At 72.9% G+C, this 12,572-nt stretch carries 12 protein-coding genes; 2 read left to right on the forward strand and 10 right to left on the reverse strand.

Annotation, left to right across the window (positions count from 1 at the left end; translation table 11 throughout):
* Positions 1–274: 274 nt before the first annotated feature.
* A complete protein-coding gene (locus O2W20_RS08410; RefSeq protein WP_269173088.1) occupies positions 275–1,492 on the reverse strand; it encodes a serine hydrolase domain-containing protein in 1,218 nt (405 codons plus the stop codon).
* 49 nt (positions 1,493–1,541) lie between these two features.
* A complete protein-coding gene (locus O2W20_RS08415; RefSeq protein WP_269173087.1) occupies positions 1,542–3,185 on the reverse strand; it encodes a flavin-containing monooxygenase in 1,644 nt (547 codons plus the stop codon).
* A 183-nt stretch (positions 3,186–3,368) separates the two neighbouring features.
* Between O2W20_RS08415 and O2W20_RS08420 the strand changes: the two genes are divergently transcribed.
* Positions 3,369–5,126 carry a sigma-54-dependent Fis family transcriptional regulator gene (locus O2W20_RS08420; RefSeq protein WP_269173086.1) on the forward strand — a complete coding sequence of 586 codons (1,758 nt, stop codon included), beginning with the start codon at positions 3,369–3,371 and terminating at the stop codon, positions 5,124–5,126.
* A 4-nt stretch (positions 5,127–5,130) separates the two neighbouring features.
* On the opposite strand, the gene O2W20_RS08425 is transcribed toward O2W20_RS08420, so the two are convergent.
* The 3 genes from O2W20_RS08425 to O2W20_RS08435 are packed head-to-tail and all read right to left on the reverse strand — an operon-like array spanning position 5,131 to position 6,812.
* The gene (locus O2W20_RS08425) at positions 5,131–6,402 is read right to left on the reverse strand and encodes a D-arabinono-1,4-lactone oxidase (protein WP_269173085.1); all 1,272 of its coding nucleotides are present in this window, start codon (positions 6,400–6,402) and stop codon (positions 5,131–5,133) included.
* A 47-nt stretch (positions 6,403–6,449) separates the two neighbouring features.
* Positions 6,450–6,602, reverse strand: a complete 153-nt coding sequence (locus tag O2W20_RS08430) for a hypothetical protein (protein ID WP_164699637.1) — start codon at positions 6,600–6,602, stop codon at positions 6,450–6,452.
* A gap of 45 nt (positions 6,603–6,647) precedes the next feature.
* Complete coding sequence (locus tag O2W20_RS08435) at positions 6,648–6,812, reverse strand: hypothetical protein (RefSeq protein ID WP_269173084.1); 165 nt, start codon at positions 6,810–6,812, stop codon at positions 6,648–6,650.
* A 433-nt stretch (positions 6,813–7,245) separates the two neighbouring features.
* Between O2W20_RS08435 and O2W20_RS08440 the strand changes: the two genes are divergently transcribed.
* Complete coding sequence (locus O2W20_RS08440) at positions 7,246–8,433, forward strand: aldose epimerase family protein (RefSeq protein WP_269173083.1); 1,188 nt, start codon at positions 7,246–7,248, stop codon at positions 8,431–8,433.
* Between the two features lie 50 nt (positions 8,434–8,483).
* On the opposite strand, the gene paaE is transcribed toward O2W20_RS08440, so the two are convergent.
* The 5 genes from paaE to paaA all read right to left on the reverse strand — a co-directional run bounded on the left by paaE (position 8,484) and on the right by paaA (position 12,510).
* Positions 8,484–9,560 (reverse strand): 1,2-phenylacetyl-CoA epoxidase subunit PaaE, encoded by a 1,077-nt coding sequence (gene paaE / locus O2W20_RS08445; protein ID WP_269173082.1) that lies wholly within the window; start codon positions 9,558–9,560, stop codon positions 8,484–8,486.
* Positions 9,560–10,090 (reverse strand): 1,2-phenylacetyl-CoA epoxidase subunit PaaD, encoded by a 531-nt coding sequence (gene paaD, locus O2W20_RS08450; protein WP_269173081.1) that lies wholly within the window; start codon positions 10,088–10,090, stop codon positions 9,560–9,562. The genes paaE and paaD overlap by 1 nt, the downstream gene beginning before the upstream one ends.
* A 5-nt stretch (positions 10,091–10,095) precedes the next feature.
* A complete protein-coding gene (gene paaC / locus O2W20_RS08455) occupies positions 10,096–11,007 on the reverse strand; it encodes a 1,2-phenylacetyl-CoA epoxidase subunit PaaC (protein ID WP_269173080.1) in 912 nt (303 codons plus the stop codon).
* A 121-nt stretch (positions 11,008–11,128) separates the two neighbouring features.
* Positions 11,129–11,521 (reverse strand): 1,2-phenylacetyl-CoA epoxidase subunit PaaB, encoded by a 393-nt coding sequence (gene paaB, locus O2W20_RS08460; protein ID WP_442928949.1) that lies wholly within the window; start codon positions 11,519–11,521, stop codon positions 11,129–11,131.
* The gene (gene paaA, locus O2W20_RS08465) at positions 11,521–12,510 is read right to left on the reverse strand and encodes a 1,2-phenylacetyl-CoA epoxidase subunit PaaA (RefSeq protein WP_269173079.1); all 990 of its coding nucleotides are present in this window, start codon (positions 12,508–12,510) and stop codon (positions 11,521–11,523) included. Before paaA ends, paaB begins: the two co-directional genes overlap by 1 nt.
* Positions 12,511–12,572 lie beyond the last annotated feature (62 nt).

Here is a 12,572-nt window from a genome sequence, read left to right on the forward strand (position 1 = left end):
TGTTGGCGGCAGCTCGAGCGGGAGGCCAGCTGCGCGTTACCAACGCTCGCTCCCCAGCGGCACGGGCGGCGGGCGGCAGCGCGAGGCCGGGGTCGCTCTGAGGTGCCGTACGAGGACCTCACCCCGCCGGCGCCGGAGCTGCCGCCCCGGCCGCCGGTGGAGGAGGACCACCTCCGGCCGCCCAAGGAGAGCCAGCACATCGTGCCCGACCTCGTGCCCTGAGGCCCGGGCGGTGCGTGCCCGGCGCCGGTGGCTGCCGACGCCGGGCCCGGGGTCACTGCCCGGCGCCGGCGACCTCCGGCTGCCGGTCCCGGCCGACGAGCGAGGCGTAGCAGGCCGTCTCGAACTCCAGGTAGCTGCCGAAGGACGTCGCATCGCCGAAGGGCAGGATCTGCGTCGCCCAGAAGCCGGCGTACCCGTTGTCGCGGTCGATCCAGTAGAAGAGGTTGGCCAACCCGGCCCAGCTGAGTGCGCCGGCGGGCCGTCCCGTCGGTGCCTGCTCGTCGTTGATCATGAACGGCAGCGACCAGGACTTCGGCATGCCGGGGAAGAACTCCGCGTCGTTGGACAGCGACGGGATCACCCCGGGGAGCCCGGTCACCTTGAGGTCGCCGAGGTGGTTCTGCACCGCCATCTGCACCGTCTCGGGCCGGAGGACGACGCCGTGCTCACCCCGGCCGTCGTTGAGCCACATCCGGAGGAAGCGCAGGTAGTCACCGACCGTGCCGTAGAGGCCGTGCCCGCCCATGTCGACCTCCGGGGGCGAGGGCAGCTCGAAGTCCATCGGCGTCAGCGACCCGTCCGCGCCGCGGGCGTGCATCGAGGCCAGCCGGCTGCGCAGCCGGTCGTCCAGCACGAAGGACGCGTCGGTCATGCCCAGGGGCTGGAACACCCGCTCGGCGACCACCTCGCCGAGGCGCTTCCCGGTGATGCCCTCCACCACCTGCCCGACCCAGTCCAGGTTGCTGCCGTACTCCCACCGCTCGCCCGGGTCGAACAGCAGCGGGGTGGTCAGCGCGGCCTTCGTGGCGGTGATGACGCTGGGCTGGCCCTGCTCCTGGGCCAGCCGGTTGTAGTGCTCGTTGAAGAAGTCGTACCCGAAGCCGCCGGTGTGCGTCAGCAGCATCCGGGTGGTCACCTCCCGCCGCGGGTCGCGCAGCCGTGGGGTGCCGTCCTCGCCGAATCCGTCGAGCACCTTCAGCTCACCGATGGCGGGGGCGTGGGTGCGGGCCGGGGCGTCGAGGTCCAGCCGCCCCTCCTCGACCAGCTGCAGCGCCGCCGTGGCGGTGACGGCCTTGGTGGTCGAGAACAGGGCGAAGACGGTGTCGGGGGTCATCGGCTGGTCCCCGCCGAGGCGTCGGGCGCCGGCCGCGCCGGAGTAGACGGTCTCCGAACGGTCGGTGACCATCGCGACGACCCCGGCGACGGGGGCCTCCGCCCGGGTGGCGCGGTCGAGGATCGCGTCGGCGGCGGCGCTGAACGGGTGGGTCATGGCAGTCCTCCAGGTGGGTGCGGCTGAGTGCGGGGTCAGCTGGTGCGGGTCAGCGGATGTCGAAGCCGGGGTAGCCGGCCGAGGCCGACTCGGCGCACAGGTCTCGGTAGGCGCCGACGCCGCCGGTGTAGGACAGGACGCGGCGGGGCTTGCCCGGCACGTTCGCCCCGAGGTACCAGGACGACGTCCGGGAGATGAGGTTCACGCCGGCCGTCTCGTCGTGGTGCGCGACCCAGGCGTCCTCGACGTCCTTCGTCGGCTCGATGACCGACTTCCCTCCGGCCCGCAGGTGGGCGATCAGGTCGCTGATCCACTCCGTCTGCTGCTGCAGGCAGGTGGTCATGTTGCACAGCGCCGCCGACGGCGCCAGCGGGACGGCGGTGGTCAGCAGGTTCGGGTACCCGTGGACCATCAGCCCCATCGTGGTGCGGATGTCCCGGCCCCAGTCCTCGGTCAGGGAGCGGCCGCCGCGCCCGCGGATGTCGATGCGGGTCAGCGCCCCGGTCCCGGCGTCGAAGCCGGTGGCCAGGATCAGCACGTCCAGCTCGTGCACCGTCCCGTCGGCCAGCACCAGCCCCTCGGGGACGACGTGGGAGATGGCGTTGTCCCGCACGCCGACCAGCTCGACGTCCGGGCGGTGGTAGACCTCGAGGTAGTCGGTCTCCAGCGGGACCCGGTGGGTGCCGAAGCCGTAGTCGGTGGGGATCAGGACGTCGCAGAGCTGCGGGTCCCGCAGCCGCTCGCGCATCTTCTCCCGGACGAACTCCGAGATCTCCTCGTTGACCTCCTCATCGAAGAACATCTCCGCGAACGAGGCGAGCCACAGCTTCAGCGATCCGTTGGCGTGGATCTCCTCCAGCTCCTCCCGCCGCTGCTCGGGGGTCAGCTCGGCCCAGGTGTGCGCCCACTCGTACTCGAAGCCGGTGAACGTGCGGGGGAGGGTGTCGCGCAGTTCGGGGAACCGCTCCTTGTAGCCGGCGACGTCGTCCGGGCCGAAGTGCGGGTTCTTCATCGGCAGCACGTACTGGGGGGTGCGGGCGAAGACGGTCAGGTGCCCGACGTGGCCGGCGATCGTCTGGATCACCTGGATCCCGGTGGCGCCGATGCCGACCACACCCACCCTCTTGCCGTCGAGCTCGACGCCCTCGGCCGGCCAGCGCGAGGTGTGCACGACCGTGCCCCGGAAGGTGTCCTGACCGGGGAAGACCTCGGCCAGCGGCGCCGACAGCATCCCGGCGCAGGTGACGAGGAACCGGGTGTCGATCGTCTCGCCGCGGTCGGTCGTGACCGTCCACCGTCCGCGTTCCTCGTCGAACCGGGCGGCGGTGACCGTGGCCCCGAACTCGATGTCCCGGCGCAGGTCCAGGCGGTCGGTGACGTAGTGCATCCACCGCTCGATCTCGGGCTGGTCGGGGAACCGCTGGCTCCAGCTCCAGTCCTTGTACAGGTCCTCGTCGAAGAGGTACTGGTAGATGTAGGCCTCGGAGTCGAACCGAGCACCGGGGTAGCGGTTCCAGAACCAGGTGCCGCCGACGTCGTTGGCGGCGTCGTAGGCGCGGACCTGCAGCCCCTGCTCACGCAGCTGGTGGAGCTGGTAGAGGCCGGCCACCCCGGCGCCGATGATCACGGCGTCGAGCTCGCGGGTCGCAGGTGCGCGGTCGGTGCCGGTGTCCGCGGCTGCCTGCACGGTCATCTGATGCCCTACCCTTCGATGTGGTCTGGATCACGTCTGTGATCACATCGTCGGGGTTCTGGGGCCCGGCGGACCGTCCCAGATTGGGACAGTGCGCGGCCGGTCGTGGCTCGGGCGGACGCGTCCGGGCGGGGGGACACCGTGGAGGTGACCGTGCACCAAGGGCGGGACGCTCTTCGGCACGTGGCCGCTGCCCGGGCCGAGTTCCTGGAGCGTGGCGTGGCCGGGGCGACCGGGGTCCGCGACCTGGTCGCGGCCTCCTGGCGGCGCAGCCGCTCGGCCGGCGTCGACGCCGCCGAGTACCGGACCAGCTACCACGAGGACGTCGACCTGGACTCCCGCCTGGTCCGCAGCGCACGTCCGGTGATCGACCGGCTGGCCGTCGAGATGGTCGACGTGCCGGTCGCGATCGCCCTGTCCGACGCGCAGGCGCGCATCGTGCACCGGCTGGACTGCTCGACCGCGGTCGGCCGCCAGCTCGACCGGGTCGACTTCAACGCCGGCTTCGACTTCGGGGAGGGCGGCGTGGGCACCAACGGGATCGGGACCGTCTTCGAGACCGGGGCATCGGTCAGCGTCGTCGGGGCGGAGCACTTCACCGAGGCGCTCGTGCGGTTCGCCTGCACCGGGGCTCCGATCATCGACCCGGTGACGGGCCGGGTCGACGGGGTGCTCGACGTCAGCTCGCTCGCCGAGACCTGGACGCCGCTGATGCACACCCTCGTCCGGCGCGCGGCCGTGGACATCGGCCGCAACCTGCTGCTGGACCGCAGCCAGGCCAAGCGGGCGCTCTTCGAGACGTTCCTCCGAGCCGATGCCCGGCCCCGGCAGGCCGTCATGGCCGTGGGCGACTCGCTCACCGTCAACCGGCGGGCCCAGCAGCTCTACTCGGCCGCCGAGCAGAGGGCGGTCCACCAGCACGCGCTGTTCCTGATGAGCCGGCGGGACCGGGTCACGGACTCCGTCACGCTGGACTCCGGTCGCACCGTCCGGCTGCGGGCTACACGCATCCTGGTGGGCGAGGAGGTCGCCGGCATCGTGCTGGTGCTGGACGACGAGCCCAGCGTGCCGCGGCCCGACGTCGCGTCGTCGGCGGCCCGCCCTCGGTCGCCCGCGGGCACGGACGGGCCGGCGCCGCCGGCCCCGGCACCGAGTGGCCGGTCACCGGCGTGGACGGCGGCGTGCGCGCAGGTCCGAGCCGGCCTCGATCGGGGCGACCGGCTGCTCGTCCTGGGCGAGCCGGGCGCGGGCCGGCGCACGATCGTCGCAGAGCTCTTCGGCGGCCTGCACCCCGCGGGAGCGGTGGTGGCGGGCGAGGTGGAGCAGGTGGTCGCGGAGGGTGTGCCGGCCGGGGCAGGGCCCACCCTCGTCGTCCTGCGGCACCTCGACCGGATCGGTCGGGACACGGCTGAACGGCTCCCCGCCTTCCTCGCCTCGCTGGACCGGGACCAGTACGCAGTCGCCGCGACGCTGGACGACGCACGTACCGGTGCGGACCTGCCGTTCCGGGCCGTGCTGCGGGAGTTCGCGCAGGCGGTCCGGTTGCCACCCCTGCGCCACCGCACCGACGACCTGCCACAGGTCGTCGAGCGGCTGCTCACCGAGCTGGCCCCCGACCGCGGGGTGCGGCTGCACCCCGCGGCGAGCCGGCTCATCGAGCGGCACCCCTGGCCGGGGAACCTCGTCCAGCTGCGGGAGGCCCTGGCGGCCGCCCTGCAGCGGCGGCCGGTGGGCGAGCTCCGCCCCGACGACCTGCCGGCCTGGTGCCGGACGGGCGGCAGCAGCCGCACCCTGACCCCGCTCGAGTCGGCCGAGCGGGAGGCGATCGTCACCGTGCTGCAGGAGTGCCGGGGCAACCGGGTGCACGCCGCGGCCTCGCTCGGGATGGCCCGCAGCTCCCTCTACCGCAAGATCAAGAGCTACGCGATCACCGACGCGTGAGCGGTCAGCCCACGTCGAGGACGTGCCGCTGCAGCCAGTCGTTGCGGAAGGCGCCGCGCGGGTCGAGCCGGTCGACCAGGGCGACGAAGTCAGCGTGGCGCGGGTACCGGGGGGCGAGGGTGGCCGCGTCGGCGAGGAAGAGCTTGCCCCAGTGCGGGCGGGCACCCAGCGGGAGCAGCCGGGCCTCCAGCTCGACCAGCAGCTCCTCGACCTCGGCCTGGGCGGGCAGCCAGGTGAAGTGCAGGCCGAGGGTGTCCTCGCCGTAGGCGGTGCTCATCCACAGCTGGTCGGCGGCGATCGTGCGGATCTCGCAGATCTGCAGCAGCGGCCGGATCCGGTCGCCCAGCCCGCGCAGCGCCTCCAGCGCCTGCACCCCCGCAGCGCGCGGCACCAGGTACTCGGACTGGATCTCGTTGCCGTTGCTCGGGGTGAAGCCCATCCGGAAGTGCGGCAGCCGGTCGGACCAGAGCCCGGGGCTGGCCAGCTGCGCGGTGGTGGGCGCAGGGTCGATGCCGGGCAGCGGGTGCAGCTCGGTGGTGGCCTCGACGGCGCCGAACAGGTCACCGGCGGGGGAGCCGGCGGCGTCCGTGCGGGACTTCACCCAGACCATGTCCACGCTCGGTCCCAGCCCCGTGAACAGGCTGACGCTGTAGCCACCGGACAGCACCTCGTCGAGGTTGTCGTAGAGGGACGTCCAGGCCAGCCGCTCGAACACCCGCTGCTGCACGTCGAAGGCGGGCTCGACGTCCAGGGTCACCCGGGTGACCGCCCCGAGGGCGCCCAGCCCGACCACCATGCCGTCGAAGTCGGCGTCGCCGCGCGCACACCGGACCAGCTCCCCGCTGGAGGTCACCAGCTCCAACCCGGCGACCGCCGTCGCCAGGTTGCCGTTGCCGACACCGGAACCGTGGGTCGCCGTGGCCACCGCACCGGCGATCGAGATGTGCGGCAGCGAGGCCAGGTTGTGCAGCGCCAGGCCCTCCCGGTGCAGGACGGCGGCCAGCTCGCCGTACCGCAAGCCAGCGTCGACGGTGACCGTGCGCCGGTCGCTGCTCACGTCGACCCGGTCGGAGGTCATCGCCTCCAGCGAGACCAGCTCGGCGCTGTCGCCGATGGCGGTGAAGGAGTGCCGTGAGCCCAGCACCCGCACCTGCCGGGCGTTCGCGATCGTCTCCTGCAGCTGGGCCAGCGACTCCGGCCGGTGCAGCTGCGTCGCGCGATAGGTGTGGTTGCCTGCCCAGTTCGTGGTCGCCAGTGCGACGGGTGCCTCGGTCACGCCCCAGTGTCCCGCACCACGGCCGCTCCCGTCGGTGGGCCCTCCGCTCAGAGCAGTCGGTCGAGGTCGTCGGGTCCCGGCCCGGTGCCACCGGAGTCGCGGACGGGAGAGGACTCGGGCACGTCGTCGTCGGGTGGCTCGTCGGCCACTGGGCCCTCGGCGTAGAGGGTGCTGGGGTCCTTGGGGTCCATCTCACGCACGACGGGTGCGTACCCCGGTCCAGCGGGCCGAACCGCGGCGCCGGCTCACCAGAAGCCCTCACCGCCACCGAGGTACACCGTGATGAACAACCAGCCGAAGATCACCAGCAGGATCAGGACCTCGAGGGCGTACAGCTGCCAGCCGCCGTTGGCGAGCTGCTCCCGGAGGCCGGGGGCGTCCGAGTTCCCGGAGTCGGGCTCGTCGGTCATCGGTCTCTCCTCCCAGGACGGGAGCCCACACCGCGGCGCGCTCGTGGACCAGGTCCACGCCGGGCCGCCGGAGGGGCTCGGTCTCCGGGCTCGGCTCGCCCGGGTCGCCATGCACCATGCCCAGCCCGGTCGCGGTCCAGACCTGGATCTCGCGGCCCGTGCCGGGACCTCGGGGGGACCGCGCTCCCCGACCTCCCATTGACACCCCTCCACCGGCGTCCCTACGGTCGGCCCCGTTCCACCGGAGTGATCGAGGGCACATCCCGTTCGCCGTCCATGATGTCGACGGGGTGGCCCGCACCACCGTGCGATGACGCCGGTGGACCACCACGGACACCGGAGTCCCGCCATGCCTGGACACGTCACCCCGCCCTCCTCCGCTCGGCCGGCCGCAGCAGCGACCCGACGGCGCCGACGGCGCCACTGGCCCCTGGTGGCCACGATCAGCACCGGGCTCCTCGTCGGCAGCGCAGCGGCGCCGGCGGCGGCGACCGAGGACCGGCCCGGGCGGGGAGGCGGCTCCGACGGCGGCTCCGCGAGCACGACCGTCGAGCCCTTCGGCACCGCGCCCGACGGCACCCCGGTCGAGCGCTGGACGCTGAGCAACGGCGACATGACGGTCCGGGTGCTCACCTACGGCGGTGTCATCCAGACCCTGGAGGTGCCCGACGAGGACGGGGACGTGGAGAACGTCGTCCTGGGCTTCCCCGACGTGGCCGGCTACGCCTCCGACGCCGACCCGTACTTCGGGTCGCTCATCGGCCGCTACGGCAACCGCATCGCCGGCGGCACCTTCGACATCGAGGACGAGACCTACCAGCTGCCGCTCAACGACGGCCCGAACACGCTGCACGGCGGACCCGACGGGTTCGACGACCGGGTGTGGACGGCGACCCCGGTCGGCAACGAGCGCGTGGCGGCGCTGCGGCTGGAGCTGGTCAGTCCGGCCGGCGACCAGGGCTTCCCCGGCACCCTCACCACCGCGGTCACCTACGCCATGGACGCGAACAACCGGCTGGCCGTCCGCTACGAGGCCACCACCGACGCACCGACGGTCGTGAACCTCACCCAGCACACCTACTGGAACCTCGGCGGCGAGGGGTCCGGCACCATCTACGACCACGAGCTGAAGATCGACGCAGACGCGTACACCCCGGTCGACGAGACGCTCATCCCCACCGGGGAGATCGCGCCGGTCGAGGGCACGCCGTTCGACTTCCGTGAGCCCACCGCGATCGGGGAGCGGATCCGGGTGGCCGACCAGCAGATCCTGTACGGCCAGGGCTACGACCACAACTGGGTGCTCGACCGCGAGGACGACGGCGCGCGCGAGGGCTCGGACAGCGAGGACGCGCTGGAGAAGGCGGCCGTGCTGCACGACCCGGACAGTGGCCGGACCCTGACGATCGCCACCACCGAGCCGGGCCTGCAGTTCTACTCGGGCAACTTCCTCGACGGCACGATCGTGGGCACCGGCGGGAGCGTCTACCGGCAGGGTGACGGGCTGGCGCTGGAGACCCAGCACTTCCCGGACTCCCCGAACCAGCCCGAGTTCCCCTCCACCGAGCTGCAGCCGGGCGAGGAGTACCAGAGCACCACGGTGTTCATGCTCTCCAACTGAAGTGGTGCGGCCGGCTGCGGACGGGCTCCCCCCGTCCGCAGCCGGGCGCCTCAGGCGTCGTAGTCGACGGTGACCTCATCGGTCAGCGGAAGCGACTGGCAGGTGAGCACGTACCCGGCGTCCACCTCGCCGGGGTCCAGTGCGTAGTTGCGGCGCATCTCCACCTCGCCGTCGGTCACCCGGGCCCGGCAGGTACCGCACACCCCGCCCTTGCAGGCGAACGGCAGGTCCCCGCGCACCTGCTGCGCCGAGTCGAGCACCGGCACCCCGCGCGGCAGCGTCAGCGTGGTGGTGCGCCCGTCCAGCACGATCGTCACCGAGCTGCTGGGGCCCTCGACGGTCTGGTCGTCGCCGCGGACCGGCTCCGGCGGCAGGTCGTCGACGTAGAACAGCTCCTGGTGCACCCGCTCGGTCGGCACGCCCAGCTCGGTGAGCAGCTCCCGGGCGTCGGTGACCATGCCGTGCGGTCCGCACAGCCACCAGTGGTCGACGTGCTGGGCATCGGTGAAGGCGTCGACCAGGGTGCGCAGCCGGTCGCCGTCCAGCCGGCCGCTGGTCAGGTCGGCGTCCCGGGGCTCGCGGGAGAGCACGTGCACCAGCTGCAGCCGGGTGCCGTAGCGGTCCTTCAGGTCGGCGAGCTCATCGGCGAACATCACCGTGTTGGTGCGGCGGTTGCCGTAGAAGACGGTGACCGTCGACTCGCCGTCCCGCAGCACGGTGGCGGCCAGCGAGAGCACCGGCGTGACCCCGGAACCGGCGACGACGAAGACGTGGTCACCGGGCACCGACAGGTCGGCGGTGAACGTGCCCGACGGGGGGAGCACCTCGATCTCGTCGCCCGGCCGCACCTCGTTGACCAGGTAGGCGGAGAAGAAGCCGCCGGGCACCTCGCGGACCCCGACCCGGGGAGCCGCGCCGACCGGGGCGCAGATGGAGTACGAGCGCCGCTCGTCGCGGTCGCCGTCCACCCGGCGGAGGGTCAGCGCCTGGCCGGGGCGGAACGAGTAGTCCTCGGCCAGCTCAGGTGGGACGTCGAAGGTCACCGCCACGGCGTCGTCGGTGAGCCGCTCGACCTTCGCGACCCGCAGCGGGTGGAACTGCGGTCTGCGGCGGGTGCTCGCCGTCATCAGATCTCCTTGAGGTGCTCGAAGGGCTCCCGGCAGACCCGGCAACGGCGCATCGCCTTGCACGCGGTCCCGCTGAACTCGCTGATCTCCTCGGTGTCCGGCGACCCGCACTGCGGGCAGGTCGCCGTCCGCCGGGACGGGCCGAGCTGCAGGGGCACCGGGCCGGAGCGGCGCACCGGCGCGTCCCCGGGCGGTGCGATCCCGCCGGCGGCCAGCTTGCTGCGGCCCGCTGCGCTGATCCAGTCGGTGCTCCAGGCGGGGGAGAGGACGGTGCGGACGTCGACGTCGGCGAACCCGGCCCGGTGCAGCGCGTGCACCAGGTCGGCGCGCATGACGCCCATCGCCGGGCAGCCCGAGTAGGTCGGGGTGATCTCCACGACCACCGTGCCGTCCTCGTCCCGGACGTCCCGCAGCACTCCGAGGTCGGCCAGCGTCAGCATCGGCAGCTCGGGGTCGGTGACCGTCTCCGCCACCGCCCGCGCGTCGGAGGGGCCAAGATCGCGACTTTGGCCCCTTGGGGTCGAGGTCATCGCGGTCACCAGGTCGCGGCCGGGTGCTCGCGGGCGGTGGACTGCAGCTCGGTGAGCAGCGCGGTGAACTCGGCGCTGTGCTCGCCGGCGCGGCCGCGGCTGGGCTGCGGGGTGGGCCACTCGGGCACGGTGAGGGTGGCCCGCTCGAGCACGAGGGTGAGCACGTCGCGCACCTCGTCGACGAGCTCGGCCGGGTCGGCGGCCACCCCGGCGGCGGTCAGCCGGGTCTCCACGTCGGTGGCGGTGAACAGGTCGGCGAGCAGCGGCCAGACGGCGTCGACCCCGGCCTGGGTGCGGCGGTGCGACTCCGGCGTCCCGTCGCCGAGCCGGAGCACCCAGCGGGCAGCGTGGTCGCGGTGGTAGGTCAGTTCGGGGACGCCCTTGGCCGCGATCGCGGCGAGGACCGGGTCCCGGGACTCCCGCAGCCGGGTGAGGAGCGCCAGCCGCCAGGCGGAGGCGGCCAGCAGCCGGACGACGGTCTGCCCGAAGTCGCCGTTGGGGGCCTCGACCAGCCCGGAGTGGCGGAACTCGTCGGGGTCGCGGAAGTAGGCGAGTGCGTCCTCGTCCGGGATGCTCGCCGTCGCCCGCTCGCGGCTGCGGCCGAGCACGCCGACCGACCCCGCCCGGGCCAGCAGCAGCCGGGCCTGGCCGAGCAGGTCCAGCCCGCAGTTGGCCAGGGCGACCTCCTCCTCCAGCTCGGGGGCGTTGGTCACCCACTGGGTGAGCCGCTGGCACAGCACCAGCGCGTCGTCGCCGAGCATCAGGCAGTAGGCGCCCAGGTCAGCGGGGTCGATGCCCTCGGGCACGGTGGTGTCGACCCCGGCCAGCGGCTCGTCGAAGCCGGTGCCGAACGCCCACTGCCCCTCGCCCCCGTGCGCATGGTCCAACGCCTCGTACACGGTCTCTTCGTGCGCCAACGAGGTGCTCCCTTCCCGTCGAGGTCAGCCCGCCGCATCCGGAACGGATGCGCCGTCTTGCGGCCCCCTCGCAGGGGCCCGCTCGCCGAGGAACGAGGCGAGTGGGGGGCGAGGGGGTCCTTCACATGTGGGGGACGTTCTCCGGGATCTCGTAGAACGTCGGGTGCCGGTAGACCTTGTCGCCGCTGGGGGCGAACAGCGGGTCCTTCTCGTCCGGGCTGGAGGCGGTGATGTCGCTGGCCCGCACGACCCAGATGCTCACGCCCTCGTTGCGCCGGGTGTAGAGGTCGCGGGCGGCGTGCACGGCCATCTCGTCGTCCGGGGCGTGCAGCGAGCCGACGTGCACGTGGTTCAGCCCGCGCTTGCCGCGGACGAACACCTCGTACAGCGGCCAGTCGCGCTTGCTGACCGTCGGCTGATCGGCCACCGGCACGCCCGGCCCGGTGGGGACGGCGCCGTGCCCACCCTCGGCGGTGACGTCGCCCATCGACCCGCCGGCAGCTGCGTCGCTCATCAGGCGCTCACGGCCGCGTGCTTGTCGGCGTAGGCGGTGGCGGCCTCGGTGACCCACGCGTTGTCATCGCGGGCGGCCCGGCGGCGGGCGATCCGCTCGTCGTTGCACGGGCCGTTGCCGGCCAGCACCTGCTTGAACTCCGACCAGTCGATGGCGCCGAAGCGATAGCGGCCGGTCTCGGGGTCCAGGGCGAGCTCGGGGTCGGGCAGGGTCACGCCCAGCACCTCGGCCTGCGGCACGCTCATGTCGACGAAGCGCTGGCGCAGCTCGTCGTTGGTGTGCCGCTTCACGCCCCACGCCATCGACTGGGCCGAGTTGGGGCTGTCGTCGTCCGGCGGGCCGAACATCATCAGCGAGGGCCACCACCAGCGGTCGACGGAGTCCTGCACCATGGCGCGCTGGGCGTCGGTGCCGCGCATCATCGTCATCAGCAGCTCGTAGCCCTGCCGCTGGTGGAAGGACTCCTCCTTGCAGACCCGGATCATCGCGCGGGCGTAGGGGCCATAGCTCGACCGGCACAGCGGCACCTGGTTGCAGATCGCCGCGCCGTCGACGAGCCAGCCGATGACGCCGACGTCGGCGTAGGTGAGCGTCGGGTAGTTGAAGATCGAGCTGTACTTCTGCTTGCGCTCGATGAGCTTGTCGGTGAGGTCGGCGCGGTCGGCACCGAGGGTCTCGGCGGCCGAGTAGAGGTACAGCCCGTGGCCGGCCTCGTCCTGCACCTTGGCCAGCAGGATCGCCTTGCGCCGCAGGCTGGGGGCGGCGAGCAGCCAGTCGCCCTCGGGCTGCATCCCGATGATCTCCGAGTGGGCGTGCTGGGCGATCTGCCGGATCAGGCCCTTGCGGTAGCCCTCGGGCATCCAGTCGCGCGGCTCGATGCGGTGGTCGGCCGCGATCGTGGCGTCGAACTGCTGCTGCAGCGCGGTCTCGTCAGGAACAGGGCGGTCCAGCGTCGGCGCAGACATGTCGTCCCCTCGTCGGGCGATCATTTACTGACCATGTGGTCGGTATTCAGTGTCCACCCTGACCCGGCGCGGCACAAGCCGTCCCC

Origin of the sequence: Modestobacter sp. VKM Ac-2982 (assembly GCF_026967935.1) — a bacterium.
GTDB lineage: Bacteria > Actinomycetota > Actinomycetes > Mycobacteriales > Geodermatophilaceae > Modestobacter.